Origin of the sequence: Escherichia sp. WS1451, from assembly GCF_046487365.1 — a bacterium.
GTDB classification, from domain to species: Bacteria; Pseudomonadota; Gammaproteobacteria; order Enterobacterales; family Enterobacteriaceae; genus Escherichia; species Escherichia coli.
The window spans coordinates 85,705-111,718 of sequence record NZ_JBJQJP010000015.1; the positions used below are offsets into that span (position 1 = coordinate 85,705).

A 26,014-nucleotide genomic window follows, 5' to 3' on the forward strand; every position below is an offset into this window, starting at 1 on the left:
AATTGCAACGTGGTAAGCATTAACCTTTTAGTGGGGTGTTAAATGGATGAATTCAAACCAGAAGACGAGCTGAAACCCGATCCCAGCGATCGTCGTACTGGTCGTTCTCGTCAATCTTCTGAACGTTCTGAGCGTACTGAACGTGGCGAACCGCAGATCAATTTTGATGATATTGAACTTGATGACACTGACGATCGCCGCCCGACTCGTGCGCAAAAAGAGCGCAATGATGAGCCGGAAATCGAAGAAGAAATTGACGAATCCGAAGATGAAATCGTGGATGAAGAGCGCGTAGAGCGTCGTCCGCGTAAGCGCAAAAAAGCAGCCAGTAAACCCGCTTCTCGTCAGTATATGATGATGGGGGTCGGCATTCTGGTTCTCCTGCTGTTGATCATCGGTATCGGTTCTGCGCTAAAAGCCCCCTCGACCTCTTCCAGCGATCAAACCGCGTCTGGCGAGAAGAGTATTGATCTTGCAGGCAATGCGACCGATCAGGCGAATGGTGTGCAGCCAGCGCCGGGAACCACGTCTGCGGAAAATACTCAGCAGGATGTTTCTCTGCCGCCGATCTCTTCTACGCCGACTCAAGGGCAAACCCCGGCGGCAACGGATGGTCAACAACGTGTTGAAGTGCAGGGTGACCTGAACAATGCGCTGACCCAGCCACAAAATCAGCAACAGTTGAATAATGTGGCGGTCAATTCCACGTTGCCGACTGAACCCGCGACGGTCGCGCCTGTTCGCAATGGCAATGCATCGCGTGACACGGCGAAAACGCAAACCGCTGAACGTCCGGCCACTACGCGTCCAGCTCGCCAGCAGGCGGTGATTGAACCGAAAAAACCGCAAGCAACCGTGAAAACGGAGCCGAAGCCGGTAGCACAGACGCCGAAGCGTACTGAACCAGCTGCTCCTGTGGCAAGCACGAAGGCACCGGCTGCGACCTCTACGCCAGCACCAAAAGAGACCGCAACTACGGCTCCAGTACAGACGGCATCCCCGGCGCAAACCACGGCAACACCAGCCGCTGGAGGGAAGACCGCAGGTAATGTGGGTTCGTTGAAATCGGCACCGTCCAGCCATTACACTCTGCAGCTGAGCAGTTCCTCTAACTACGACAACCTGAACGGTTGGGCGAAGAAAGAGAATCTGAAAAACTACGTTGTCTATGAAACGACGCGTAATGGTCAGCCGTGGTATGTCCTGGTTTCTGGCGTGTACGCTTCGAAAGAAGAGGCGAAAAAAGCGGTATCTACATTGCCAGCCGATGTCCAGGCCAAAAACCCGTGGGCGAAACCGCTGCGTCAGGTACAGGCCGATCTGAAGTAATCAAGGTTATCTCCCGCAATGGTTTATTGTTGCGGGAGTTGCCTGAAGCGCTGGATGCTGTCGGAGCTTTCTCCACAGCCGGAGAAGGTGTAATTAGTTAGTCAGCATGAAGAAAAATCGCGCTTTTTTGAAGTGGGCAGGGGGCAAGTATCCCCTGCTTGATGATATTAAACGGCATTTGCCCAAGGGCGAATGTCTGGTTGAGCCTTTTGTAGGTGCCGGGTCGGTGTTTCTCAACACCGACTTTTCTCGTTATATCCTTGCCGATATCAATAGCGACCTGATCAGTCTCTATAACATTGTGAAGATGCGTACTGATGAGTACGTACAGGCCGCACGCGAGCTGTTTGTTCCCGAAACAAATTGCGCCGAGGTTTACTATCAGTTCCGCGAAGAGTTCAACAAAAGCCAGGATCCGTTCCGTCGGGCGGTACTGTTTTTATATTTGAACCGCTACGGTTACAACGGCCTGTGTCGTTACAATCTGCGCGGTGAGTTTAACGTGCCGTTTGGCCGCTACAAAAAACCCTATTTCCCGGAAGCAGAGTTGTATCACTTCGCTGAAAAAGCGCAGAATGCCTTTTTCTATTGTGAGTCTTACGCCGATAGCATGGCACGCGCAGATGATGCATCCGTCGTCTATTGCGATCCGCCTTATGCACCGCTGTCTGCGACCGCCAACTTTACGGCGTATCACACAAACAGTTTTACGCTTGAACAACAAGCGCATCTGGCGGAGATCGCCGAAGGTCTGGTTGATCGCCATATTCCTGTGCTGATCTCCAATCACGATACGATGTTAACGCGTGAGTGGTATCAGCGCGCAAAATTGCATGTCGTCAAAGTTCGACGCAGTATAAGCAGCAACGGCGGCACACGTAAAAAGGTGGACGAACTGCTGGCTTTGTACAAACCAGGAGTCGTTTCACCCGCGAAAAAATAATTCTCAAGGAGAAGCGGATGAAACAGTATTTGATTGCCCCCTCAATTCTGTCGGCTGATTTTGCCCGCCTGGGTGAAGATACCGCAAAAGCCCTGGCAGCTGGCGCTGATGTCGTGCATTTTGACGTCATGGATAACCACTATGTTCCCAATCTGACGATTGGGCCAATGGTGCTGAAATCCTTGCGTAACTACGGCATTACCGCCCCTATCGACGTACATCTGATGGTGAAACCCGTCGATCGCATTGTGCCTGATTTCGCTGCCGCTGGTGCCAGCATCATTACCTTTCATCCAGAAGCCTCCGAGCATGTTGACCGCACGCTGCAACTGATTAAAGAAAATGGCTGTAAAGCGGGTCTGGTATTTAACCCGGCGACACCTCTGAGCTATCTGGATTACGTGATGGATAAGCTGGATGTGATCCTGCTGATGTCCGTTAATCCTGGTTTCGGCGGTCAGTCTTTCATTCCTCAAACACTGGATAAACTGCGCGAAGTACGTCGTCGTATCGACGAGTCTGGCTTTGACATTCGACTGGAAGTGGACGGTGGCGTGAAGGTGAACAACATTGGCGAAATCGCTGCGGCGGGCGCGGATATGTTTGTTGCTGGTTCGGCAATCTTCGACCAGCCAGACTACAAAAAAGTCATTGATGAAATGCGCAGTGAACTGGCAAAGGTAAGTCATGAATAAGTTTGAAGATATTCGCGGCGTCGCTTTTGATCTCGACGGTACGCTGGTGGACAGTGCTCCTGGCTTGGCTACCGCAGTAGATATGGCGCTGTATGCGCTGGAGTTGCCCGTCGCAGGTGAAGAACGCGTTATAACCTGGATTGGTAACGGCGCAGATGTTCTGATGGAGCGCGCATTGACCTGGGCGCGTCAGGAACGTGCGACTCTGCGTAAAACAATGGGTAAACCGCCCGTTGATGACGACATTCCGGCAGAAGAACAAGTACGTATTTTGCGTAAACTGTTCGATCGCTACTATGGCGAGGTTGCCGAAGAGGGGACGTTTTTGTTCCCGCACGTTGCCGATACGCTGGGCGCATTGCAGGCTAAAGGCCTGCCGCTAGGTCTGGTCACCAACAAACCGACGCCGTTCGTCGCGCCGCTGCTCGAAGCCTTAGATATCGCCAAATACTTCAGCGTGGTAATTGGTGGTGATGATGTGCAAAACAAAAAACCGCATCCGGACCCGCTGTTACTGGTGGCTGAGCGGATGGGAATTGCTCCACAACAGATGCTGTTTGTTGGCGACTCACGCAATGATATTCAGGCAGCAAAAGCGGCAGGTTGCCCATCAGTTGGCTTAACCTACGGATATAACTACGGCGAGGCTATCGATCTCAGCCAGCCTGATGTAATTTATCAGTCTATAAATGACCTTCTGCCCGCATTAGGGCTTCCGCATAGCGAAAATCAGGAATCGAAAAATGACTAAGCCCATCGTTTTTAGTGGCGCACAGCCCTCAGGTGAATTGACCATTGGTAACTACATGGGTGCGCTGCGTCAGTGGGTAAACATGCAGGATGACTACCATTGCATTTACTGTATCGTTGACCAACACGCGATCACCGTGCGCCAGGATGCACAGAAGCTGCGTAAAGCGACGCTGGATACGCTGGCCTTGTATCTGGCTTGTGGTATCGATCCTGAGAAAAGCACCATTTTTGTTCAGTCCCACGTGCCGGAACATGCGCAGTTAGGCTGGGCACTGAACTGCTATACCTACTTCGGCGAACTGAGCCGCATGACGCAGTTTAAAGATAAATCTGCGCGTTATGCCGAGAACATCAATGCTGGTCTGTTTGACTATCCGGTGCTGATGGCAGCGGACATCCTGCTGTATCAAACTAATCTGGTACCGGTGGGTGAAGACCAGAAACAGCACCTGGAACTGAGCCGCGATATCGCCCAGCGTTTCAACGCGCTGTATGGCGAGATCTTTAAAGTGCCGGAGCCGTTTATTCCGAAATCTGGCGCGCGCGTAATGTCGCTGCTGGAGCCGACCAAAAAGATGTCCAAGTCTGACGATAACCGCAATAACGTTATCGGCCTGCTGGAAGATCCGAAATCGGTAGTGAAGAAAATCAAACGTGCGGTCACTGACTCCGACGAGCCGCCGGTAGTTCGCTACGATGTGCAGAACAAAGCGGGCGTTTCCAACCTGCTGGATATCCTTTCTGCGGTAACGGGCCAGAGCATCCCGGAACTGGAAAAACAGTTCGAAGGCAAGATGTATGGTCATCTCAAAGGCGAAGTGGCTGATGCCGTTTCCGGTATGCTGACTGAATTGCAGGAACGTTATCACCGTTTCCGCAACGATGAAGCCTTCCTGCAACAGGTGATGAAAGACGGCGCGGAAAAAGCCAGTGCACACGCTTCTCGTACGCTGAAAGCGGTGTACGAAGCGATTGGTTTTGTGGCGAAGCCGTAATTTAACATTAATGCCAAAAACCGGGGAAACCCGGTTTTTTTATCCTCATTTGCAATAATCCGAAAAAATGTGAAGCACCTCGCCGTTTCCACATCTCACAGTTGCCACTTATCTTCATTTTAATGAAGATATAAACATTCATTTTATTGAAAATATATTATGCGTCGAACGTTTATCAAAAAAGAAGGCGTCGTTATCACGACACTGGCCCGTTATTTGTTGGGTGAAAAGTGCGGTAATCGACTGAAAACCATAGATGAGCTGGCAACTGAATGCCGTTCATCGGTTGGCCTGACGCAGGCCGCGTTGAAAACGCTGGAATCAAGCGGAGCGATACGGATTGAACGCCGTGGGCGCAATGGCAGTTATCTGGTCGAGATGGATAACAAAGCATTGCTGACTCATGTAGATATCAACAATGTGGTGTGCGCGATGCCCTTGCCCTATACCCGTTTGTACGAAGGCCTGGCGAGCGGATTGAAAGCTCAGTTTGATGGTATTCCTTTTTACTATGCGCATATGCGCGGCGCGGATATTCGCGTGGAGTGTTTACTTAACGGCGTGTATGACATGGCGGTTGTTTCCCGACTGGCGGCGGAAAGTTATCTCACGCAAAAAGGCTTATGCCTCGCGCTGGAGTTGGGGCCGCACACCTACGTTGGCGAGCACCAGTTGATTTGCCGTAAAGGCGAGTCCGCAAACGTGAAGCGCGTGGGGCTGGATAACCGTTCGGCGGATCAGAAAATCATGACCGATGTCTTTTTTGGCGATAGTGATGTGGAACGTGTCGATCTCTCTTATCACGAGAGTTTACAACGCATTGTTAAAGGCGATGTCGATGCGGTGATCTGGAACGTGGTGGCGGAAAACGAACTGACCATGCTGGGATTAGAAGCGACGCCGCTCACAGACGATCCGCGATTTTTACAGGCCACCGAAGCCGTGGTTTTGACGCGAGTCGATGATTACCCGATGCAACAATTGCTGCGTGCAGTTGTTGATAAACAGGCCCTGCTTGCCCATCAACAACGAGTGGTCAGTGGGGAACAGGAACCCAGTTATTAAACGAAAGGCATCTGAAATGGAAACCAGACTCAACCTGCTTTGCGATGCAGGCGTTATTGATAAGGACATCTGCAAAGGCATGATGCAGGTCGTCAACGTACTGGAAACAGAGTTCCATCTGCCAGTGCGCAGTGAGCAAGGAACGATGGCGATGACACATATGGCGAGCGCACTGATGCGCAGTCGCCGCGGTGAAGAAATAGAGCCGCTGGATAACGAATTGCTGGCAGAACTGGCGCAATCCAGCCACTGGCAAGCCGTTGTGCAATTGCATCAGGTGTTGTTGAAGGAATTTGCACTGGAAGTTAACCCGTGTGAAGAAGGCTATTTGCTGGCCAACCTTTATGGATTATGGATGGCTGCTAACGAAGAGGTTTGAAGCTCCCGACAAATCCACGTCGCACAACCTAAATATTCAAAAAAATGAATATTTAATTCAAGGAACAGAAACGAGGCAACAAGATGTTTGTAGAAGCATTGAAACGCCAGAACCCGGCGCTAATTTCCGCCGCACTAAGTTTGTGGCAAAAGGGCAAGATCGCCCCGGACAGCTGGGTGATCGACGTGGATCAGATACTGGAAAACGGTAAGCGGCTGATTGAGACGGCGCGGCTTTACGGCATTGAACTGTATCTGATGACCAAGCAGTTTGGTCGTAATCCGTGGCTGGCGGAAAAATTGCTGGCATTAGGCTACAGCGGCATTGTGGCGGTGGATTACAAAGAGGCGCGAGTCATGCGCCGCGCTGGTTTGCCGGTGGCGCATCAGGGGCATCTGGTACAAATCCCTTGTCATCTGGTTTCTGACGCCGTTGAACAGGGAACTGATGTCATCACCTTGTTTACTCTCGACAAAGCGCGGGAAGTTTCTGCGGCAGCGTTGAAGACCGGACGTGTGCAGTCTGTGCTACTCAAAGTTTATAGCGACGATGATTTTCTTTATCCGGGCCAGGAGAGCGGTTTTGCCCTCCAGGTGTTGCCGGAGATTGTCGCCGAAATCCAGAATCTGCCGGGGTTACATTTGGCGGGACTTACCCATTTCCCTTGCCTGCTTTGGGATGAAGCTGTCGGGAAAGTTTTGCCGACACCGAATCTTCACACGCTGGTACAAGCACGGGATCAACTGGCGAAATCTGGTATTGCGATTGAGCAACTGAACGCGCCTTCAGCGACCAGCTGCACTTCGCTGCCATTGCTGGCGGAATACGGTGTGACTCATGCCGAACCCGGTCATGCGCTGACGGGCACTATTCCGGCAAACCAGCAGGGCGATCAGCCTGAACGTATCGCGATGCTCTGGTTAAGTGAAATCTCCCATCATTTCCGTGGCGACAGCTACTGCTACGGCGGCGGTTACTACCGTCGTGGTCACGCGCAACATGCGCTGGTGTTTACGCCAGAAAATCAAAAGATTACTGAAACCAATCTCAAAACTGTGGATGACAGCAGTATCGACTACACCCTGCCGCTGGCAGGCGAGTTTCCGGTAAGCAGTGCAGTAGTGCTCTGTTTTCGCACGCAGATTTTTGTCACCCGTAGCGATGTGGTGTTGCTGTCCGGTATTCACCGTGGCGAACCGGAAATCGTCGGTCGTTATGACAGTCTTGGAAACTCTCTGGGGGCGTAATGGCGCGATTTGTGGTGTTAGTGATTGATAGCTTTGGCGTAGGCGCAATGAAAGATGTCACGCTGGTGCGTCCACAGGATGCCGGGGCGAATACTTGTGGTCACATCCTGAGCCAGCTGCCGCATTTGCAGCTACCAACGCTGGAGAAGTTGGGGCTAATCAACGCATTGGGTTATGCGCCAGGTGATATGCAGCCGTCAGACTCCGCAACCTGGGGTGTGGCAGAGCTGCAACATGAAGGTGGCGATACCTTTATGGGGCATCAGGAAATTTTAGGCACGCGCCCGTTACCACCGCTGCGGATGCCTTTTCGCGATGTGATTGACCGTGTTGAGCAGGCATTAGTTTCCGCCGCTTGGCAGGTGGAGCGCCGTGGCGAAGAGTTGCAATTTCTGTGGGTCAATCAGGCGGTTGCGATTGGCGATAATCTCGAGGCGGATTTAGGCCAGGTCTATAACATCACCGCCAATCTCTCTGTGGTCTCTTTTGACGACGCAATCAAAATTGGTCGTATCGTGCGTGAGCAGGTACCGGTCGGGCGGGTCATTACATTTGGCGGCCTGTTAACCGACAGTCAACGCATTCTCGATGCCGCAGAAAGCAAAGAAGGGCGCTTTATTGGCATCAACGCGCCGCGTTCTGGCGCTTATGACAACGGTTTCCAGGTCGTGCATATGGGCTATGGCGTCGATGAAAAAGTGCAGGTGCCACAAAAACTGTATGAAGCAGGCGTGCCAACCGTGCTGGTGGGTAAGGTGGCAGATATCGTCAACAATCCTTATGGCGTGAGCTGGCAAAACCTGGTGGATAGCCAGCGGATTATGGATATCACCCTCGACGAATTTATCACCCATCAGACAGCGTTTATTTGCACCAACATTCAGGAAACCGACCTCGCTGGTCACGCAGAAGACGTCGCACGTTATGCCGAACGTTTGCAGGTCGTTGACCGTAATCTTGCTCTCCTGGTTGAGACGATGCAGCCAGATGATTGCCTGGTCGTGATGGCGGATCACGGTAACGATCCGACAATCGGTCACAGCCACCATACCCGCGAAGTCGTGCCGGTGCTGGTTTATCAGCAAGGCCTGGCTGCCACGCAGCTTGGTGTTCGCACCACGCTCTCCGATGTGGGCGCTACCGTGTGTGAATTCTTCCGTGCGCCACCGCCACAAAATGGTCGCTCTTTTCTTTCCTCCCTCCGGTTTGCAGGAGACACCCTATGAGTTTTGATCCGACGGGTTACACCCTGGCCCATGAGCATCTGCATATTGATCTTTCCGGCTTTAAAAACAACGTGGACTGCCGCCTTGATCAGTATGCGTTCATTTGCCAGGAGATGAACGACCTGATGGCCCGGGGCGTGCGTAATGTGATTGAAATGACCAACCGTTACATGGGGCGCAATGCGCAATTTATGCTCGATGTAATGCGTGAAACCGGGATCAACGTGGTGGCCTGTACCGGTTATTACCAGGACGCGTTTTTCCCGGAACATGTGGCGACCCGCAGCGTGCAGGAACTGGCGCAGGAGATGGTCGATGAAATTGAGCAGGGTATCGATGGCACTGACCTGAAAGCCGGAATTATCGCGGAGATCGGCTCCAGCGAAGGGAAGATTACGTCGCTAGAAGAGAAGGTGTTTATTGCCGCCGCGCTGGCGCATAACCAGACCGGACGCCCGATCTCCACGCATACGTCGTTCAGCACGATGGGGCTGGAGCAACTGGCTCTGTTGCAAGCCCACGGAGTTGATCTTTCGCGCGTCACCGTCGGCCACTGCGATCTGAAAGACAATCTCGACAACATTTTGAAGATGATCGATCTCGGCGCGTATGTGCAGTTCGACACCATCGGCAAGAACAGTTACTACCCGGACGAAAAGCGCATTGCGATGCTCCATGCGCTACGTGACCGTGGGTTGCTGAACCGCGTCATGCTGTCGATGGATATTACGCGGCGCTCTCATTTAAAAGCCAACGGTGGTTATGGCTATGACTTTTTATTGACCACCTTTATTCCGCAATTGCGCCAGTCAGGATTCAGTCAGGCCGATGTGGATGTGATGTTACGTGAAAATCCCTCTCAATTTTTCCAATAAGGACAGACTCATGAAAAAGATTGGCGTTGCAGGCTTACAGCGTGAGCAGATTAAAAAAACCATTGAAGCGACGGCTCCTGGCTGTTTTGAAGTTTTCATTCACAACGACATGGAAGCGGCAATGAAAGTGAAATCCGGGCAACTGGATTACTACATCGGCGCGTGTAATACCGGTGCGGGCGCGGCCTTGTCGATTGCTATCGCGGTGATTGGCTATAACAAAAGTTGCACCATTGCCAAGCCGGGCATTAAAGCGAAAGACGAACATATCGCCAAAATGATCGCTGAAGGAAAAGTGGCGTTTGGCCTTTCCGTTGAGCACGTTGAACACGCGATTCCGATGCTGATTAACCATCTGAAATAAAAGGCACGACTATGGATCTGTATATTCAGATTATCGTGGTGGCGTGCCTGACGGGTATGACATCGCTTCTGGCGCATCGCTCGGCGGCCGTTTTTCATGACGGTATCCGCCCGATCCTGCCACAACTGATTGAAGGCTATATGAACCGTCGCGAGGCGGGGAGTATCGCTTTTGGTCTGAGCATTGGTTTTGTGGCCTCGGTGGGGATCTCCTTTACCCTGAAAACCGGCCTACTCAACGCATGGTTACTCTTTCTTCCTACCGATATCCTCGGTGTCCTGGCGATAAACAGCCTGATGGCGTTTGGTCTTGGTGCTATCTGGGGAATATTGATCCTCACCTGTCTGTTGCCAGTAAACCAGCTGCTGACCGCGCTACCGGTGGATGTATTAGGTAGCCTGGGGGAATTAAGCTCGCCGGTGGTTTCAGCTTTTGCACTGTTCCCGTTGGTGGCGATTTTCTACCAGTTTGGCTGGAAGCAAAGTCTGATCGCCGCCGTGGTGGTACTGATGACCCGTGTGGTCGTCGTGCGCTATTTCCCACATCTTAACCCTGAATCCATCGAAATCTTTATTGGTATGGTGATGCTGCTGGGGATCGCGATAACTCACGACCTGCGTCATCGTGATGAAAATGACATTGATGCCAGCGGGCTTTCGGTGTTTGAAGAACGCACGTCACGGATTATCAAAAACTTACCGTATATCGCCATCGTGGGAGCATTGATTGCCGCCGTTGCCAGCATGAAGATTTTCGCCGGTAGTGAAGTGTCGATCTTCACTCTGGAGAAAGCGTACTCCGCAGGCGTAACGCCGGAACAATCGCAAACACTAATCAACCAGGCAGCTCTGGCGGAATTTATGCGCGGACTGGGTTTTGTGCCGTTGATTGCCACCACCGCGTTAGCCACCGGCGTATATGCAGTTGCGGGCTTTACCTTTGTTTATGCGGTGGGCTATCTCTCGCCGAATCCGATGGTTGCAGCGGTATTAGGCGCAGTGGTTATTTCGGCGGAAGTCTTGCTGCTTCGTTCGATCGGCAAATGGCTGGGGCGCTACCCGTCGGTGCGTAATGCGTCGGATAACATCCGTAACGCCATGAATATGCTGATGGAAGTGGCGTTGCTGGTCGGTTCGATTTTCGCAGCAATTAAAATGGCGGGTTATACCGGATTCTCTATCGCAGTTGCCATTTACTTCCTCAACGAATCCCTGGGCCGTCCGGTACAGAAAATGGCGGCACCGGTCGTGGCAGTAATGATCACCGGTATTCTGCTGAATGTTCTTTACTGGCTTGGCCTGTTCGTTCCGGCTTAAGGAAGGCACCTATGAAGACGTTTCCTCTGCAAAGCCTGACGCTTATTGAGGCGCAGCAAAAGCAGTTTGCGCTGGTGGATAGCATTTGTCGCCATTTTCCCGGCAGCGAGTTTCTTGCTGGCGGTGATTTAGGGTTAACTCCAGGTCTGAATCAACCGCGCATTACCCAGCGAGTGGAACAGGTGCTGGCTGATGTATTTCACGCACAGGCTGCGGCGCTGGTACAGGGCGCGGGTACTGGCGCGATCCGTGCGGCGTTGGCGGCTTTGCTCAAACCGGGGCAGCGTCTTCTGGTGCATGACGCGCCTGTTTACCCGACGACTCAGGTCATTATTGAGCAGATGGGGCTGACGCTTATTACTGCTAATTTCAATGACCTGTCGGCACTGAAGCAGGTCGTCGACGAGCAACAACCGGATGCGGCGCTGGTGCAGCATACGCGCCAGCAGCCGCAGGACGGCTACATTCTGGCAGATGTGCTGGCAACGCTGCGCGCAGCAGGTGTTCCAGCCTTAACCGATGACAACTATGCGGTGATGAAGGTGGCGCGCATTGGCTGTGAATGCGGGGCGAATGTCTCGACATTTTCCTGCTTCAAGCTATTTGGGCCAGAGGGTGTTGGCGCGGTGGTAGGCGATGCTGATGTTATTAACCGTATTCGCGCCACGCTCTACTCCGGCGGCAGCCAGATTCAGGGCGCTCAGGCGTTGGAAGTCTTGCGTGGGCTGGTGTTTGCGCCAGTGATGCACGCGGTGCAGGCGGGGGTATCTGAACGGTTGCTGGCTTTACTTAACGGTGGCGCAGTGGCGGAAGTGAAAAGCGCGGTGATTGCCAATGCGCAGTCGAAGGTGTTGATTGTCGAGTTTCATCAGTCGATTGCCGCTAGAGTACTGGAAGAGGCGCAAAAGCGCGGTGCCTTGCCTTACCCGGTTGGTGCAGAGTCGAAATATGAAATTCCGCCACTTTTTTATCGACTTTCCGGAACGTTTCGCCAGGCGAATCCGCAGTTAGAACATTGCGCGATTCGCATTAACCCAAATCGCAGCGGTGAAGAGACGGTATTGCGGATTTTGCGCGAGAGTATTGCCAGTATTTAATCTTGTGCATGATGTTTTCGAAAAGAATGCAGAAATAAATACGCCCTCGGAAAATCCCGAGGGCGTCAGGCAATTAAATCAGCATCAGCCAATTTCTGTCAGAGACTTACTGTGCAGTAGGACCGCAACCGCCAATGATTTTAGAAATAGAAATAGCTGGGTGCAGCAGGTAGTCGTAAGAGCAGTTCTTATCACGGTTTTCAATATGACCAGTACATGCAGTTAACGTAGCCAGTACCGCACCTACCAGTGCAACTTTAATAAATTTGTTCATTTACATTCCCTATGTATTATATATTAATTAATATTCATTGATTATATGAATATAAGCAGACTGCTCATTAAGAATGATACAGGAATATTTAATTGGCGTCAGTGAGCGAATGACTTAATTTTGTAAGTCGCTGTAACGGTGAATATACCCCATTAGCAGATAATATTTATTAAGGGGGGTATTTTTATCTGCTGAATATATAAAGAGAGTTGTAAACGAAAAAGGCCAGAATTCTCTGGCCCTGGTTAAATTAATGGTTAGAGAACCAGTTCAATTTATCGCGCAGGCCAACAACCCGACCAATAATAATTAGCGATGGACTGTTCATTTGCTGCGCCAGTTCGCCCAGCTGCGTGAGCGTACCGTCAATCACGCGCTGCGTGACTGCCGTTCCGTTTTCGACAATTGCCACCGGCATTTCGCCAGGCATACCGTGTTCAATCAGCTTTTGCTGAATAGTCGCGGCCTGATTCAACCCCATATAGAACACCAGCGTCTGTTTTTCTGCCGCCAGGTTTTCCCAGTCCAGTTCGCCACCGGTTTTTAAGTGTCCGGTAATTAAGCGTACGCTCTGGGCATAATCGCGATGCGTGAGCGGAATACCCGAATAGGCAGAGCAACCAGAAGCTGCGGTAATACCCGGAACCACCGAGAACGGAATGCCTGCATTGCACAGTGTTTCCAGCTCTTCGCCACCACGGCCAAAAATAAACGGATCGCCGCCTTTCAGTCGCACCACGCGTTTGCCTTTTTGCGCTTCCCGCAGCAGGATCTGGTTAATCTCTTCCTGCGGTACGCAGTGGTATCCCGCGCGTTTGCCGACGAAAACGCGATCAGCATCGCGGCGTACCAGATTCATAATATCGTCAGAAACCAGACGGTCGTAGACCACCACATCTGCCTGCTGAATTTGTTGCAGTCCTTTTAGTGTCAGCAGCCCGGCATCGCCCGGACCTGCGCCAACCAGCACCACTTCACCGCGATGGTCGAGCGGTTCGTTGATTAATTGTTCGGTCGTTTCAGTAATGGCTTTCTGATCGTTGTTTGCCAGCGACTGCGCCAGACGGTCATTAACGAACAGTTTTTCCCAGAAACGGCGACGTTCACCCATTGTGGCGAACTGTTGTTTCACTCGACCGCGTAATTGCCCGGCGTATTTCGCTACCTGGCCCAGATGCAACGGCAGCAGTGATTCAAGTTTTTCACGCAACAGGCGCGCCAGAACCGGAGAAGTACCGCCAGAGGAGACCGCGACCATGAGCGGTGAGCGGTCAATAATTGACGGCATAATAAAGCTGGCGGCTTTCGGCGCATCGACCACGTTACAGAAGATACGACGAGATTCAGCGGCTTCACTGACGCGCTGGTTAAGCGCGTCATCATCTGTCGCTGCAATCGCCAGCCAGCAGGTGTCGAGAAGGCTTTCATCAAATGGCCCTTCGACGAGGGTTAACATGCCTGCATCTGCCCATGCGGTGAACTGTGGAATAAACGCTAATGCATTCACCGTTAAGCGAGCGCCTGCGTCTAACAGCAACCTTGCTTTGCGTTCCGCGACATCACCACCGCCGACAATCAGACAGTCACGATCGCGTAATTGGCAAAATATAGGCAAATGATCCACGTAAAAACCCCTTAGTAATTAACCGGCAGCTGTTTCAGTTTGATTAAATTTGTCCGCAACCGGACGATTCGCTTTCGGCGTAGCATACCAATAACCCAATCCCATGAATACGGCACCTGATAAAGTATTACCCAGCGTCACCCACAGCAGGTTATGACCAATACCCGCCAGCGTGTAGGCTTCGCTGTGGTTGCCAAACCAGGAGAGGGCGAACAGCGTCATGTTCGCGATGGAGTGCTCGTAGCCGGACGCGATAAATGCCAGCAGACACCACCAGATAGCGATAAATTTCGCCGCCCCTTCAGTGCGCAGCGCCATCCAGATAGCCAGGCAAACCAGCCAGTTACACAATGCACCTTTGAAGAACAGTACCATTGCCGGTGCAGTGGTTTTAGCCAGCGCGACGGAGTGAACGATGCTGGTATCTACCGGCAGCAGGCTACCGCCGCCCCAGCTATAGAGCATGGCAACAAAGACGGAACCAACCAGGTTACCCAGCCAGGTTTGCGGCAGGATTGCCCACATTTGCCCGTGGCTGATAGTGCCCGCTTTCACTCCAAAGGTGAGGAACATGGTGTGTCCGGTGAACAGTTCAGAACCAGCAATAATGACCAGCGTTAAGGCGATACCAAAGGTCGCGCCCATCACCAGAGGACGTACGGACGGGTCGAGCAAATTACCGAGCGTGAAAATCAGGATGATCCCAAGACCCACATACGCCCCCGCCATTGCGGAGCTGACCCAGAAGCCGAGCGGGTTATTTGCCGACAGGCGTGCAATGCGCGCAGCGTTAGCCGCACACTTATTAATAGTGTCTGTAAACATTTGATTATCCTTTAAAAAATAAAAACAAAAAATAAAACAAAAAGTTTAAAAAATGTCCTGCAATATACCGACGGTTATTACAGGACCATGCAAAAAGGGGAGGCATTGCGCCTCCCGTTAAAACATTAACCGCGCAGCTGTACCACGCCGTCTTTCACTCGCGCGTCGTAATGCTTGACGGAAAACTGTTCGTCTTCCATGCACAAGCCGTCGCTTAAGCGAAAACGCTGTTTTTTCAGCGGGCTGGCGACCCACAGCTCGCCCTGGTGTTCCGCAATCAGCCCGCGTGACAGCACGCTGGACTCGAAGAACGGGTCGATGTTGCTGATCGCAAACACCTGGTCGCTGTGATACGGACGGAAAATTGCTACCTGCTCGTCACCTAACAGCGCGCAGACGCCGGTTTCAGGCAGGATGTCATCGATTTTGCAGATGTCTTTCCACTGGCTCATGCGTTGTCCTCCACCAGAGTTACCGGGATACGTTCATACGGCGTTGCCGGACGGTGCTGTTCGCGCTCTGGCACCATCTGCACGTTCGGGTCACGCTTGTCGCTGTTGATGAAGTGTTTGAAGCGAGTCTGCGCGGACGGTGTATTGACCGTCTCAGTCCACTCACATACTACCGCTTCACGCAGGCGCGCCATCTCTTCTTCCAGATGTGCGTTCAGCCCCAGTTTGTCGTCAATGATCACCGCTTTCAGGTAATCGATGCCGCCTTCAAGGTTTTCTAACCACGGCGCGGTACGCGTCAGTTTGTCGGCAGTACGGATGTAGAACATCATGAAGCGGTCGAGATATTTGATCAGCGTTTCGCGATCGATATCCGCCGCCAGCAGATCCGCATGACGCGGTTTCATGCCGCCGTTACCGCAAACATACAGGTTCCAGCCTTTTTCGGTGGCGATGATACCCACGTCTTTACCCTGAGCTTCTGAACATTCACGGGTACAGCCAGAGACACCGAACTTCATTTTGTGCGGCGTACGGATGCCTTTGTAGCGGTTTTCCAGTTCCACGCCGAGGCCGACGCTGTCGCCAACGCCGTAGCGGCACCAGGTGCTACCCACGCAGGTTTTCGCCATACGCAGTGCTTTCGCATAGGCATGACCGGTTTCGAAGCCGGCTTCAATCAGCTGACGCCAGATTTCCGGCAGATCGTCTTTCTGTGCGCCAAACATCGCCAGGCGCTGAGAGCCGGTGATTTTGGTGTAGAGATTAAATTCACGCGCGATACGACCCACTGCCATCAGTCCTTCCGGGGTGATTTCACCGCCCGGAGAGCGCGGGATCACCGAGTAGGTTCCGTCTTTCTGGATGTTAGCGAGGAAGTTGTCGTTAGAATCCTGCAGCGGAGTATGTTCCGGCTTCAGAATGTATTCGTTCCAGCAGGAGGCCAGCAGCGAACCGACGGTCGGTTTACAAACTTCACAACCGTAACCTTTGCCGTGTTTCGCCAGCAGTTCTTCGAAGGTTTTAATGCCTTCAACGCGGATCAAATGGAACAGTTCCTGACGCGAATAAGCAAAGTGTTCGCACAGGTTGTTGTTAACTTCGATGCCCTGTTTCGCCAGTTCCGCGTTCAGTACCTGAGTAACCAGCGGGATACAGCCACCGCAGCCAGTACCCGCTTTGGTTTCAGCTTTCAGCGCCGCAACGGTGTGGCAGCCTTTGTTGATGGCAGCAATCAGATCACCTTTGGTGACGTCGAAGCAGGAGCAGATTTGCGCGCTGTCCGGCAGTTTATCAACACCGATAGACGGCTTACCGCTACCCGAGTGCGCCGGCAGAATCAGAGAATCCGGGTTTTCCGGCAGCTCGATAGCATTCAGCACCAGTTGCAGCAGGTTGCCGTAGTCGCTGGTATCGCCCACCAGTACCGCACCGAGCAGGGTTTTGTTGTCTTCGCTGACAATAAGGCGTTTGTAGATCTCTTTGCTTTCGTCGAGGTAAACGTAGCTACGTGCGCCAGGCGTGCGACCGTGCGCATCACCAATACCACCTACGTCTACGCCCAGCAGTTTCAACTTGGCGCTAAGGTCAGCACCTTCAAAGGCGTTATCGCTACCAAGAATATGGTCAACGGCGACCTGCGCCATTTTGTAGCCAGGTGCTACCAGACCAAATACACGGTTGTTCCAGCTTGCGCATTCACCGATGGCGTAGATATCCGGATCGGAAGTCTGGCAGGAATCATTGATGACAATACCCCCACGCGGAGCAACGTCCAGACCACACTGGGTTGCCAGCTTATCGCGCGGACGGATACCGGTTGAGAAGACGATAAAGTCGACTTCCAGCTCGCTGCCGTCGGCAAAACGCATGGTTTTACGCGCTTCGACACCTTCCTGCACAATCTCAAGGGTGTTTTTGCTGGTGTGAACGCGCACGCCCATACTTTCGATTTTGCGACGCAGCTGCTCGCCACCCATCTGATCAAGCTGTTCCGCCATCAGCATAGGGGCAAATTCGATAACGTGGGTTTCAATACCTAAGTTTTTCAGCGCGCCAGCGGCTTCCAGACCTAACAGGCCGCCACCAACAACGGCACCGCGTTTGCTGCGACGGGCACAGGATTCAATGGCGTTGAGGTCTTCAATGGTGCGATAGACAAAGCAGTCCTGAGTATCAGAACCTTTGATTGGCGGGATCCACGGGTAGGAACCGGTTGCCATGATCAGCTTGTCATAAAAAACGGTACGTCCGGCGCTGGAGTGAATCACCTTCTCCTGACGGTTGATGGTGATAGCGCGTTCGCCGACCAGAACTTTGATGCCGTGTTTCTCGTAGAAGCCTTCGCGCACCAGCGACAGCTCTTCGGCGGTGTGGTGAGAGAAGTAAGACGAGAGGTGTACGCGGTCATAAGCGATGCGCGGTTCTTCACAGAAAACGGTAATATCAAAGTTGGCCGCATCAGATTTATCAAGAAGATCTTCGATAAAGCGATGGCCGACCATACCGTTACCGATAATTGCGAGTCTGACTTTGCTCATTTTTGCCTCGATTTCTTTTCTATTACCGCCTACCTTAACGATTCAGCAACCCCGCTTATTGATGTAAATCAAATTCACCTTTATATACTCCTTAAGGGGTATATTGCTGATTTGTATAAATTTTCTTAAGTCACGGAATTGTCTGACATTTCATGTTTGTACAAAAAACAGACAAATTGAGCGGGTTTATAGAAATAGATGTACGTAGCGCGGTAAGAGAGGAAAAGGCCGGACGACGATAGTGCCGCCCGGCATGAGCAATTAATGAGAGGTCAGGGTGTTATGCTGACGGTGACGGCTGACGAAACCTAACAGGAAGCACATCACAAAGACGACAGCGTACAGACCGTTTGCCGTCAGCAGCGCCGCCTGCGGACCGCTATGTTCAACAATCGGGCCGGTAACCACAAAGGTCAACATAGTACCGATGGTCCCGCAGGTCAGGACAAAGTTAACCAGTTTTGGCGACGGTACTTTGGTCTGCTGTGAACCCAAAGTGATGATGGTGGTATAGATCGCGCTGGAGAAGAAGCCCAGGGCGAGAATTGACCACGCCATATGTGCCGGTGTTCCGGTGTTAAAGACGTACATCAGAATCGCAGCCAGACCAGCCAGTACGGTCAGAATGCGTTGCAAATCAAAGAAGCGAAGAATAAAGCTGAACGCCCACATGCCGACCATGTATGACATCCAGAAGTTACTCACCAGCGTGCCCGCGTCGTTCAGGCTCATGCCCAGGCCTTTGGCATACTCAGGCACCCAGGAGATAAAACCTAACTGACCGAGGATGTAGCACAGTGCCGCAATGGAGAGAAACAGCACGCCGATCCCCCATTTTTCTTTCGCTACCGGAGCGTCCGTTTTTGGCGCATGTTTACCCAGCGCCGGGAACTCACAGCCGAAGGTCAGAATAAAGATAGCGACGTACACCAGCCCGATGCAGGCATAAACCCAGTACCACTCAATGCTGCGCGCCAGCAGAAACGCGGCGATCATTGGGAAAATCATCCCGGCCATACTGAAGAAGGAGTCGGTAAATAACAGGCGTGAACCGCGCTGACGTCCTTCATACATTTGTGTTACCAGGAATGTACCAATCGACATGGTGATGCCGCTGACCACCCCGAGAATGAACATCGCCGCCGAGAACAGTGCCAGGCTGTGGCTGAACATCAAACCGGCAACCGCCAGCACCATCAGGAGAAAGCCAAAACGTAACTGCGTTTTCAACGGGACGATTTCCATCAGCCAGGCGTTGAGGAAGATAGAGATTAAAATGCCGGCGTTGAGGAAGGTGAAGGTATTACTCATACTGGAAACAGGCAGATTGAAATAATCGGCGATATTTCCCATCACCATCCCGGTGACAATAACCAACGCACCGGTCAGTGCGTAGGAGAGAAAGCTAATCCATGTGAGCTTGATGCGATTGCTGTTAGTCATGATTGGCCTGCGTTCAAAAATAAAATGGCATAGCGGGATATGCCGCGAGCGGGCGATTTTAGGTGATTTTGTGATCTGTTTAAATGTTTTATTGCAATCGGTTGCTAAATTGCATTTTAAGAGGTGATTTTGATCACAGAATAAAAAGTGATCGTCAGGTTACATATATTTCAGATACGTAAAATTAGGTAAAGGGATGGCCTTGTTCTTGAAGGCTATTTAGAATCTCTTCACTTGCTTTTTTTCTGCTCTGTTTGTTAAGGAAATCTCATGTTCAAATCGACCCTGGCGGCGATGGCTGCTGTTTTCGCTCTTTCTGCTCTTTCTCCCGCAGCAATGGCAGCGAAAGGGGACCCGCACGTATTGTTGACAACCTCAGCTGGTAACATCGAACTGGAGCTGGATAAACAAAAAGCGCCAGTGTCTGTGCAAAACTTTGTCGATTATGTGAACAGTGGTTTTTATAACAACACGACCTTTCACCGCGTCATTCCTGGCTTTATGATTCAGGGCGGCGGTTTCACCGAGCAGATGCAGCAGAAAAAACCAAACCCGCCAATCAAAAATGAAGCAGATAACGGCCTGCGCAACACGCGTGGCACCATCGCGATGGCGCGTACCGCTGACAAAGACAGCGCCACCAGCCAGTTCTTTATCAACGTTGCCGATAACGCCTTCCTTGACCACGGTCAGCGTGATTTCGGTTACGCGGTATTTGGTAAAGTGGTGAAAGGCATGGACGTTGCCGATAAGATTTCCCAGGTGCCGACTCATGACGTTGGTCCGTACCAGAATGTGCCGTCAAAACCGGTAGTTATCCTTTCCGCTAAAGTCCTGCCGTAATGATTTCTCGCGCGGGCAATCTTGCCCGCGCTTCTGCTCTCCCGGCGTAACCCGGATTTGCCGCTTATACTTGTGGCAAATGGACACGTTCAGGGAGGCATCAAGTGAAGAAACTCACCGATAAGCAAAAGTCCCGTCTCTGGGAGCTTCAGCGTAATCGTAATTTCCAGGCCAGTCGCCGTCTTGAAGGCGTCGAGATGCCTTTAGTCACTCTTACTGCCGCAGAGGCTTTAGCGCGCCTTGAAGAGCTGAGGAGGCACTATGAGCGATAAATTCGGCGAAGGGCGCGATCCGTATCTTTATCCTGGCCTTGATATCATGCGTAACCGGCTGAACATCCGTCAGCAGCAGCGGCTGGAACAGGCCGCTTACGAAATGACGGCGCTGCGTGCTGCGACCATTGAGCTTGGTCCGCTGGTGCGCGGTTTACCGCATTTGCGCACTCTCCATCGCCAGCTGTATCAGGATATTTTCGACTGGGCAGGGCAACTGCGTGAAGTCGATATTTATCAGGGCGATACGCCGTTCTGCCACTTTGCTTATATCGAAAAAGAGGGCAATGCCCTGATGCAGGATCTGGAGGAAGAAGGTTATCTGGTTGGCCTGGAGAAAGCGAAGTTCGTCGAGCGGCTGGCGCATTACTATTGTGAAATCAACGTGCTGCATCCCTTCCGGGTGGGAAGTGGTCTGGCACAGCGGATCTTCTTCGAGCAACTGGCGATTCATGCCGGATATCAACTGAGCTGGCAGGGTATCGAAAAAGAGGCCTGGAATCAGGCAAATCAGAATGGGGCAATGGGGGATCTCACCGCGCTGCAGATGATATTTAGCAAAGTGGTAAGCGAAGCCGGGGAATCTGAGTAAAATAGCGCGGTTCTTTCGTACCGGAGCCGCCATGATCCTGCTTATTGATAACTACGATTCTTTTACCTGGAACCTCTACCAGTACTTTTGTGAACTGGGGGCGGATGTGTTGGTTAAGCGCAACGATGCGTTAACGCTGGCGGATATCGACGCCCTTAAACCACAAAAAATTGTCATCTCACCCGGCCCCTGTACGCCAGATGAAGCCGGGATCTCCCTTGACGTTATTCGTCACTATGCCGGACGCTTGCCGATTCTTGGCGTTTGCCTCGGTCATCAGGCAATGGCGCAGGCATTTGGCGGCAAAGTTGTGCGCGCCGCAAAGGTCATGCACGGCAAAACCTCGCCGATAACACATAACGGTGAGGGCGTATTTCGGGGGCTGGCAAATCCACTTACCGTGACACGCTACCATTCGCTGGTGGTGGAACCTGACTCATTACCAGCGTGCTTTGAAGTGACGGCCTGGAGCGAAACCCGCGAGATTATGGGGATTCGCCATCGCCAGTGGGATCTGGAAGGCGTGCAGTTCCATCCAGAAAGTATTCTCAGCGAACAAGGACATCAACTGCTGGCTAATTTCCTGCATCGCTGATTTCTGATTGCTATTAAGTGATTTTTTATGCATATTTTGTGATTATAATTTCACATTGGTTTATGCGTAACAGGGTGATCATGAGATGGCAATTGAACAAACAGCAATTACACGCGCGACTTTTGATGAAGTGATCCTGCCGATTTATGCTCCGGCAGAGTTTATTCCGGTAAAAGGTCAGGGGAGCCGAATCTGGGATCAGCAAGGCAAGGAGTATGTCGATTTCGCGGGTGGCATTGCAGTTACGGCGTTGGGCCATTGCCATCCTGCGCTGGTGAACGCGTTAAAAACCCAGGGCGAAACTCTGTGGCATATCAGTAACGTTTTCACCAATGAACCGGCGCTGCGTCTTGGCCGTAAACTGATTGAGGCAACGTTTGCCGAACGCGTGGTGTTTATGAACTCCGGCACGGAAGCTAACGAAACCGCCTTTAAACTGGCACGCCATTACGCCTGTGTGCGTCATAGCCCGTTCAAAACCAAAATTATTGCCTTCCATAACGCTTTTCATGGTCGCTCGCTGTTTACCGTTTCGGTGGGTGGGCAGCCAAAATATTCCGACGGCTTTGGGCCAAAACCGGCAGACATCATCCACGTGCCTTTTAACGATCTTCACGCAGTAAAAGCGGTGATGGATGACCATACCTGTGCGGTGGTGGTTGAGCCGATTCAGGGCGAGGGCGGCGTGACGGCAGCGACGCCAGAGTTTTTGCAGGGCTTGCGCGAGCTGTGCGATCAACATCAGGCATTATTGGTGTTTGATGAAGTGCAGTGCGGGATGGGGCGGACCGGCGATCTGTTTGCCTATATGCACTACGGCGTGACGCCGGATATTCTGACCTCTGCGAAAGCGTTAGGTGGCGGTTTCCCGATTAGCGCCATGCTGACCACGGCGGAGATTGCTTCTGCGTTTCATCCTGGTTCTCACGGTTCCACCTACGGCGGTAATCCTCTGGCCTGTGCAGTAGCGGGCGCGGCGTTTGATATCATCAATACCCCTGAAGTGCTGGAAGGCATTCAGGCGAAACGCCAGCGTTTTGTTGACCATTTGCAGAAGATCGATCAGCAGTACGATGTGTTTAGCGATATTCGCGGTATGGGGCTGTTAATTGGCGCGGAGCTGAAACCACAGTACAAAGGTCAGGCGCGTGATTTCCTGTATGCGGGTGCAGAGGAAGGCGTAATGGTGCTGAATGCCGGGCCTGATGTGATGCGTTTTGCGCCGTCGCTGGTGGTGGAAGATGCGGATATCGATGAAGGGATGCATCGTTTCGCCCACGCGGTGGCGAAGGTGATTGGGGGTAAATAAGACGCATCAGGCAAAAGATGTCGGATGCGGCGTGAACGCTGTATCCGATGGTTTAGCCTGCATTACGCCTTCGAATCCCGCAACTTGCGACTCAGCCAAATCCCGTGATGCGGTCGCTGACGCCATGCCATCGACGAAATGGTGTGCATGGTGTTCAGATGACCAATAACCCGCTGTAAATGCTGCTCCAGCGTACCTGCCGCGCCTTCGTGCGGCTGCATCTCCGGCGCATCCATGATATTGGCATCGCCAGAACTACCCGGTTCGTCATACTCCAGTCGCTGCTGACAACGCTGAATGGCGATTTCACAAGACTGTAAATATTCTTGCGCCAGTTCAGGTGGCAATGCCCGGTGTTCCCGTGCCAGCGTGGTCATGGCATTGATATGTTCAACTATAAACTGACTGTGCGTTACCCACAGTTTCATATCTGCCAGATAATGGCTGTTAAACGCCGGTTCCTGCATCGCCTGATTCAATGAGTTATACAGAGTGTTATGCGCCTGATTTACCCGCATTCGCTGCCAGGCCAGTGGCGTAGGTTGCGGGTCCTCGCTCAGAATCAAGCGAATCGCGTCCTGATAGGCTTCTAAAGCGTCATGGGCGTTCTTACGCAATAACCCGCTCTGCCACTGCGGCCACAGCCAGACAGTACCGCCGAAAGCAATTAAACAACCAATAATGGTATCGATAAGACGTGGAAGGATGTACTGCTCACCGTTCAGCCACAACAGTTGCAGGGTATACACTGCGGTAATGGTAAAACCGACCGTCGCCCAGCCGTAGTTTTTGCGCAATATCAGGTAGCTGGCGAGGGTGGTAATCAGCATCAAGGTCAGGGTGTAACCTTCGGGAATTTTAAAGTGCAGCGCCACGCCCGCAATGATTAACCCGACCACGGTTCCCACGGAGCGATTCACAATCCTCAGACGGGTTGCGCCATAGCCATTTTGCGTCACCAGCAATACCGTCATCAGGATCCAGTACGACTTCGGCAGATGCAGCGCGGTGCCCATCAGGCTGGCAACGCTTAACATCACACTGAGTCGTCCGGCATTGCGTAGCGCCGGAGACTTTAGTGACAAATAACTTTTCAGCGCCGGAAGTAACGGCATTCGCCGCTGTTTATCGGCCAGTAAGTCACGGGCATAGAGCGGTTTTTGGGTGCGCAGCACGCGGGCAATGCGGCTGAAATGCCAGTAGCAGAATTGCCCAACCGGATTATCCGGGTGTTGGCGGGCGATTTTTTCCAGTGCGCCAATTTGCTTTTCCATCGTAAAACGCGTCGGCAGGCGATGGTAAAGAATGTCATCAGCCAGCACGCGCAGGCGAGCGGCGACGGTTTGCGCATTCCAGCGGATAACTTCTTCCGCATGGCTACGCTCGACCAGCTTTTGCACCTCTTCCGGCTGATGCAAACTGACCGAAATATGTTCCTGCAAATCCAGCGCCTCCTGGAAAATACGTAGCATCCGCTTGTAATCGGTATTATTTTGCGCGGAAAGCATATGCATTTGCTGATAGCACTGGGTAATTAGATCGACCGCTTTTTGCTGGCGCACCAGCAGCGGCGGCAGCGCTTTTTCAGGGTCGGTGTGCTGGGTAAGCAGGCTGTATTTGGCTTCACAGTAATCTGCCAGTTCACGGTACAGCAGACTTAGTGACTCGCGTAGCGGTTGTTCGCGCCAGATCCAGAACCAAAACCAGTTAAACAATCCGTACCACAAAGTGCCCAGCGCATAGATGAGCAACGGTTCCCAGACCGGCATGTATCCCGCCAGACTGAGGGTAAAAATGGCGGCGAGCAGCGATGCGGGAAGCAATTTTGCGTGCAATGGCCCCAGCTCAGCAGTGACGCCAAGTACCAGCGTTAATCCGGTCAGCAAAAAGGGCAGAGGAACATCTCTTGCCAGTAGTAGCTGTGTCAGCAAGCTACAGGTGGCAAACAGCGACGCACCAATGATTAAGCGTTTGAAAAAACGTTTATGAGGCGTATCAAGGCCCGCAATATTGCAACAGGCAGGAACGAGGGAGAAGAGCAGACCGAATCGTAATTCGCCAAGCATTAACCCAACGGCCACGGGCAAACATAGCACCAGCGTTTGTCGCAGTGCATAGTTAATATCGGGGTGATAAATCAGTCTGCGCCACATCGGGGGAAACAAAATGGCGCGCTACCAGGTAACGCGCCACTCCGACGGGATTAACGAGTGCCGTAAACGACGATGGTTTTACCGTGTGCGGAGATCAGGTTCTGATCTTCCAGCATCTTCAGAATGCGCCCCACTGTTTCACGAGAACAGCCGACAATCTGACCGATTTCCTGACGGGTAATTTTGATTTGCATACCGTCCGGGTGAGTCATAGCATCCGGTTGTTTTGCCAGATTCAGCAGAGTCTGTGCAATGCGGCCCGTCACGTCGAGAAACGCCAGGTTGCCCACTTTCTCTGAAGTGACTTGCAGACGACGCGCCATCTGTGCAGACAGACGCATCAGAATGTCCGGGTTTACCTGAATCAATTGGCGAAATTTTTTGTACGAAATTTCAGCCACTTCACAGGCAGTTTTCGCACGTACCCATGCGCTACGTTCCTGGCCTTCTTCAAACAGGCCCAGTTCGCCAATAAAATCACCCTGATTCAGATAGGAGAGGATCATTTCTTTACCCTCTTCGTCTTTGATCAGCACTGCCACAGAGCCTTTAACGATGTAGTACAGCGTTTCCGCTTTTTCACCCTGGTGAATAAGCGTGCTCTTGGATGGGTACTTATGAATGTGGCAATGAGACAAGAACCATTCGAGAGTCGGGTCTGTTTGCGGTTTGCCAAGCACCATGCGCGGTTATCCTCTGTTATAAGCTTTCTCCAGAGCCAGATAACGCCGCTGTCTCTGGATTGCCGAAATATGCTTCCCGCTACCTGGGAAGGGGCTATCAACTGTACTGCACGGTAATGTGACGT

26 protein-coding genes are annotated in these 26,014 nt (G+C 52.1%); 18 read left to right on the forward strand and 8 right to left on the reverse strand.

What is annotated here, in order from left to right:
* Positions 1-42: 42 nt before the first annotated feature.
* From damX to ACJHX7_RS18350, 13 genes are all read left to right on the forward strand, one after another.
* Positions 43-1,329, forward strand: coding sequence for a cell division protein DamX (gene damX, locus ACJHX7_RS18290; RefSeq protein ID WP_000343177.1), 1,287 nt, complete (start codon positions 43-45; stop codon positions 1,327-1,329).
* A 106-nt stretch (positions 1,330-1,435) separates the two neighbouring features.
* Entirely contained in the window at positions 1,436-2,272 is an 837-nt protein-coding gene (gene dam, locus ACJHX7_RS18295) for an adenine-specific DNA-methyltransferase (RefSeq protein WP_000742141.1), read from the forward strand.
* Positions 2,273-2,289: 17 nt separating this feature from the next.
* Entirely contained in the window at positions 2,290-2,967 is a 678-nt protein-coding gene (gene rpe, locus ACJHX7_RS18300; protein ID WP_000816280.1) for a ribulose-phosphate 3-epimerase, read from the forward strand.
* On the forward strand, positions 2,960-3,718 hold the full coding sequence (gph, locus tag ACJHX7_RS18305; RefSeq protein WP_001031735.1) for a phosphoglycolate phosphatase: 759 nt from the start codon (positions 2,960-2,962) through the stop codon (positions 3,716-3,718). The genes rpe and gph overlap by 8 nt, the downstream gene beginning before the upstream one ends.
* Complete coding sequence (gene trpS, locus ACJHX7_RS18310) at positions 3,711-4,715, forward strand: tryptophan--tRNA ligase (RefSeq protein ID WP_000165552.1); 1,005 nt, start codon at positions 3,711-3,713, stop codon at positions 4,713-4,715. Before gph ends, trpS begins: the two co-directional genes overlap by 8 nt.
* Positions 4,716-4,874: 159 nt before the next feature.
* The gene (gene yhfZ / locus ACJHX7_RS18315) at positions 4,875-5,780 is read left to right on the forward strand and encodes a GntR family transcriptional regulator YhfZ (protein ID WP_001254832.1); all 906 of its coding nucleotides are present in this window, start codon (positions 4,875-4,877) and stop codon (positions 5,778-5,780) included.
* A gap of 16 nt (positions 5,781-5,796) precedes the next feature.
* Positions 5,797-6,159: a PRD domain-containing protein gene (locus tag ACJHX7_RS18320; RefSeq protein WP_032172376.1), complete on the forward strand. Its 363-nt coding sequence runs from the start codon at positions 5,797-5,799 to the stop codon at positions 6,157-6,159.
* An 83-nt stretch (positions 6,160-6,242) separates the two neighbouring features.
* Positions 6,243-7,406 (forward strand): YhfX family PLP-dependent enzyme, encoded by a 1,164-nt coding sequence (locus ACJHX7_RS18325; RefSeq protein ID WP_094030148.1) that lies wholly within the window; start codon positions 6,243-6,245, stop codon positions 7,404-7,406.
* Positions 7,406-8,632, forward strand: coding sequence for a phosphopentomutase (locus ACJHX7_RS18330; protein ID WP_000090603.1), 1,227 nt, complete (start codon positions 7,406-7,408; stop codon positions 8,630-8,632). The genes ACJHX7_RS18325 and ACJHX7_RS18330 overlap by 1 nt, the downstream gene beginning before the upstream one ends.
* On the forward strand, positions 8,629-9,507 hold the full coding sequence (locus ACJHX7_RS18335) for a phosphotriesterase-related protein (protein ID WP_000006986.1): 879 nt from the start codon (positions 8,629-8,631) through the stop codon (positions 9,505-9,507). Before ACJHX7_RS18330 ends, ACJHX7_RS18335 begins: the two co-directional genes overlap by 4 nt.
* A 10-nt stretch (positions 9,508-9,517) precedes the next feature.
* Positions 9,518-9,871, forward strand: a complete 354-nt coding sequence (locus ACJHX7_RS18340; RefSeq protein ID WP_000719728.1) for a DUF2620 domain-containing protein — start codon at positions 9,518-9,520, stop codon at positions 9,869-9,871.
* Positions 9,872-9,882: 11 nt separating this feature from the next.
* Positions 9,883-11,187, forward strand: coding sequence for a YhfT family protein (locus ACJHX7_RS18345; protein ID WP_000366844.1), 1,305 nt, complete (start codon positions 9,883-9,885; stop codon positions 11,185-11,187).
* A gap of 11 nt (positions 11,188-11,198) precedes the next feature.
* Positions 11,199-12,284 carry an aminotransferase class I/II-fold pyridoxal phosphate-dependent enzyme gene (locus tag ACJHX7_RS18350; RefSeq protein ID WP_410231673.1) on the forward strand — a complete coding sequence of 362 codons (1,086 nt, stop codon included), beginning with the start codon at positions 11,199-11,201 and terminating at the stop codon, positions 12,282-12,284.
* 106 nt (positions 12,285-12,390) lie between these two features.
* Here ACJHX7_RS18350 and ACJHX7_RS18355 read toward each other — a convergent pair whose 3' ends face one another.
* From ACJHX7_RS18355 to tsgA, 6 genes are all read right to left on the reverse strand, one after another.
* On the reverse strand, positions 12,391-12,558 hold the full coding sequence (locus tag ACJHX7_RS18355; protein WP_001031834.1) for a YhfL family protein: 168 nt from the start codon (positions 12,556-12,558) through the stop codon (positions 12,391-12,393).
* A gap of 250 nt (positions 12,559-12,808) precedes the next feature.
* Complete coding sequence (gene cysG, locus ACJHX7_RS18360; RefSeq protein ID WP_000349874.1) at positions 12,809-14,182, reverse strand: siroheme synthase CysG; 1,374 nt, start codon at positions 14,180-14,182, stop codon at positions 12,809-12,811.
* Positions 14,183-14,200: 18 nt separating this feature from the next.
* A complete protein-coding gene (gene nirC / locus ACJHX7_RS18365; protein ID WP_000493563.1) occupies positions 14,201-15,007 on the reverse strand; it encodes a nitrite transporter NirC in 807 nt (268 codons plus the stop codon).
* Between the two features lie 125 nt (positions 15,008-15,132).
* A complete protein-coding gene (gene nirD, locus ACJHX7_RS18370; RefSeq protein ID WP_000084762.1) occupies positions 15,133-15,459 on the reverse strand; it encodes a nitrite reductase small subunit NirD in 327 nt (108 codons plus the stop codon).
* A complete protein-coding gene (gene nirB / locus ACJHX7_RS18375; RefSeq protein WP_094030150.1) occupies positions 15,456-17,999 on the reverse strand; it encodes an NADPH-nitrite reductase large subunit in 2,544 nt (847 codons plus the stop codon). The genes nirD and nirB overlap by 4 nt, the downstream gene beginning before the upstream one ends.
* Positions 18,000-18,260: 261 nt before the next feature.
* On the reverse strand, positions 18,261-19,442 hold the full coding sequence (tsgA, locus tag ACJHX7_RS18380) for an MFS transporter TsgA (RefSeq protein WP_000185242.1): 1,182 nt from the start codon (positions 19,440-19,442) through the stop codon (positions 18,261-18,263).
* A 270-nt stretch (positions 19,443-19,712) separates the two neighbouring features.
* On the opposite strand from tsgA, the gene ppiA reads away from it, so the two are divergent.
* The 5 genes from ppiA to argD all read left to right on the forward strand — a co-directional run bounded on the left by ppiA (position 19,713) and on the right by argD (position 23,053).
* Complete coding sequence (gene ppiA, locus ACJHX7_RS18385; protein WP_000477225.1) at positions 19,713-20,285, forward strand: peptidylprolyl isomerase A; 573 nt, start codon at positions 19,713-19,715, stop codon at positions 20,283-20,285.
* Positions 20,286-20,389: 104 nt separating this feature from the next.
* Positions 20,390-20,557 (forward strand): YhfG family protein, encoded by a 168-nt coding sequence (locus ACJHX7_RS18390; RefSeq protein ID WP_000736860.1) that lies wholly within the window; start codon positions 20,390-20,392, stop codon positions 20,555-20,557.
* On the forward strand, positions 20,547-21,149 hold the full coding sequence (locus tag ACJHX7_RS18395) for a putative adenosine monophosphate-protein transferase Fic (protein ID WP_001280654.1): 603 nt from the start codon (positions 20,547-20,549) through the stop codon (positions 21,147-21,149). The genes ACJHX7_RS18390 and ACJHX7_RS18395 overlap by 11 nt, the downstream gene beginning before the upstream one ends.
* A 31-nt stretch (positions 21,150-21,180) precedes the next feature.
* The gene (gene pabA, locus ACJHX7_RS18400; RefSeq protein ID WP_000601848.1) at positions 21,181-21,744 is read left to right on the forward strand and encodes an aminodeoxychorismate synthase component 2; all 564 of its coding nucleotides are present in this window, start codon (positions 21,181-21,183) and stop codon (positions 21,742-21,744) included.
* Positions 21,745-21,829: 85 nt separating this feature from the next.
* Positions 21,830-23,053, forward strand: coding sequence for a bifunctional acetylornithine/succinyldiaminopimelate transaminase (gene argD, locus ACJHX7_RS18405; protein WP_000963789.1), 1,224 nt, complete (start codon positions 21,830-21,832; stop codon positions 23,051-23,053).
* A 62-nt stretch (positions 23,054-23,115) separates the two neighbouring features.
* Here the strand turns inward: argD and ACJHX7_RS18410 are convergent, their stop codons facing one another.
* Both ACJHX7_RS18410 and crp read right to left on the reverse strand, forming a co-directional pair.
* Complete coding sequence (locus ACJHX7_RS18410; protein WP_022646192.1) at positions 23,116-25,206, reverse strand: YccS/YhfK family putative transporter; 2,091 nt, start codon at positions 25,204-25,206, stop codon at positions 23,116-23,118.
* A 50-nt stretch (positions 25,207-25,256) separates the two neighbouring features.
* On the reverse strand, positions 25,257-25,889 hold the full coding sequence (crp, locus tag ACJHX7_RS18415) for a cAMP-activated global transcriptional regulator CRP (protein ID WP_000242755.1): 633 nt from the start codon (positions 25,887-25,889) through the stop codon (positions 25,257-25,259).
* Between the last annotated feature and the right edge of the window lie 125 nt (positions 25,890-26,014).

Bases quoted from the DNA above. Each gene is read 5' to 3' on its own strand.
- damX (WP_000343177.1), top strand. From the start codon at position 43: ATGGATGAATTCAAACCAGAAGACGAGCTGAAACCCGATCCCAGCGAT.
- dam (WP_000742141.1), top strand. From the start codon at position 1,436: ATGAAGAAAAATCGCGCTTTTTTGAAGTGGGCAGGGGGCAAGTATCCC.
- rpe (WP_000816280.1), top strand. From the start codon at position 2,290: ATGAAACAGTATTTGATTGCCCCCTCAATTCTGTCGGCTGATTTTGCC.
- gph (WP_001031735.1), top strand. From the start codon at position 2,960: ATGAATAAGTTTGAAGATATTCGCGGCGTCGCTTTTGATCTCGACGGT.
- trpS (WP_000165552.1), top strand. From the start codon at position 3,711: ATGACTAAGCCCATCGTTTTTAGTGGCGCACAGCCCTCAGGTGAATTG.
- yhfZ (WP_001254832.1), top strand. From the start codon at position 4,875: ATGCGTCGAACGTTTATCAAAAAAGAAGGCGTCGTTATCACGACACTG.
- ACJHX7_RS18320 (WP_032172376.1), top strand. From the start codon at position 5,797: ATGGAAACCAGACTCAACCTGCTTTGCGATGCAGGCGTTATTGATAAG.
- ACJHX7_RS18325 (WP_094030148.1), top strand. From the start codon at position 6,243: ATGTTTGTAGAAGCATTGAAACGCCAGAACCCGGCGCTAATTTCCGCC.
- ACJHX7_RS18330 (WP_000090603.1), top strand. From the start codon at position 7,406: ATGGCGCGATTTGTGGTGTTAGTGATTGATAGCTTTGGCGTAGGCGCA.
- ACJHX7_RS18335 (WP_000006986.1), top strand. From the start codon at position 8,629: ATGAGTTTTGATCCGACGGGTTACACCCTGGCCCATGAGCATCTGCAT.
- ACJHX7_RS18340 (WP_000719728.1), top strand. From the start codon at position 9,518: ATGAAAAAGATTGGCGTTGCAGGCTTACAGCGTGAGCAGATTAAAAAA.
- ACJHX7_RS18345 (WP_000366844.1), top strand. From the start codon at position 9,883: ATGGATCTGTATATTCAGATTATCGTGGTGGCGTGCCTGACGGGTATG.
- ACJHX7_RS18350 (WP_410231673.1), top strand. From the start codon at position 11,199: ATGAAGACGTTTCCTCTGCAAAGCCTGACGCTTATTGAGGCGCAGCAA.
- ACJHX7_RS18355 (WP_001031834.1), bottom strand. From the start codon at position 12,558: ATGAACAAATTTATTAAAGTTGCACTGGTAGGTGCGGTACTGGCTACG.
- nirC (WP_000493563.1), bottom strand. From the start codon at position 15,007: ATGTTTACAGACACTATTAATAAGTGTGCGGCTAACGCTGCGCGCATT.
- nirD (WP_000084762.1), bottom strand. From the start codon at position 15,459: ATGAGCCAGTGGAAAGACATCTGCAAAATCGATGACATCCTGCCTGAA.
- nirB (WP_094030150.1), bottom strand. From the start codon at position 17,999: ATGAGCAAAGTCAGACTCGCAATTATCGGTAACGGTATGGTCGGCCAT.
- tsgA (WP_000185242.1), bottom strand. From the start codon at position 19,442: ATGACTAACAGCAATCGCATCAAGCTCACATGGATTAGCTTTCTCTCC.
- ppiA (WP_000477225.1), top strand. From the start codon at position 19,713: ATGTTCAAATCGACCCTGGCGGCGATGGCTGCTGTTTTCGCTCTTTCT.
- ACJHX7_RS18395 (WP_001280654.1), top strand. From the start codon at position 20,547: ATGAGCGATAAATTCGGCGAAGGGCGCGATCCGTATCTTTATCCTGGC.
- pabA (WP_000601848.1), top strand. From the start codon at position 21,181: ATGATCCTGCTTATTGATAACTACGATTCTTTTACCTGGAACCTCTAC.
- argD (WP_000963789.1), top strand. From the start codon at position 21,830: ATGGCAATTGAACAAACAGCAATTACACGCGCGACTTTTGATGAAGTG.
- ACJHX7_RS18410 (WP_022646192.1), bottom strand. From the start codon at position 25,206: ATGTGGCGCAGACTGATTTATCACCCCGATATTAACTATGCACTGCGA.
- crp (WP_000242755.1), bottom strand. From the start codon at position 25,889: ATGGTGCTTGGCAAACCGCAAACAGACCCGACTCTCGAATGGTTCTTG.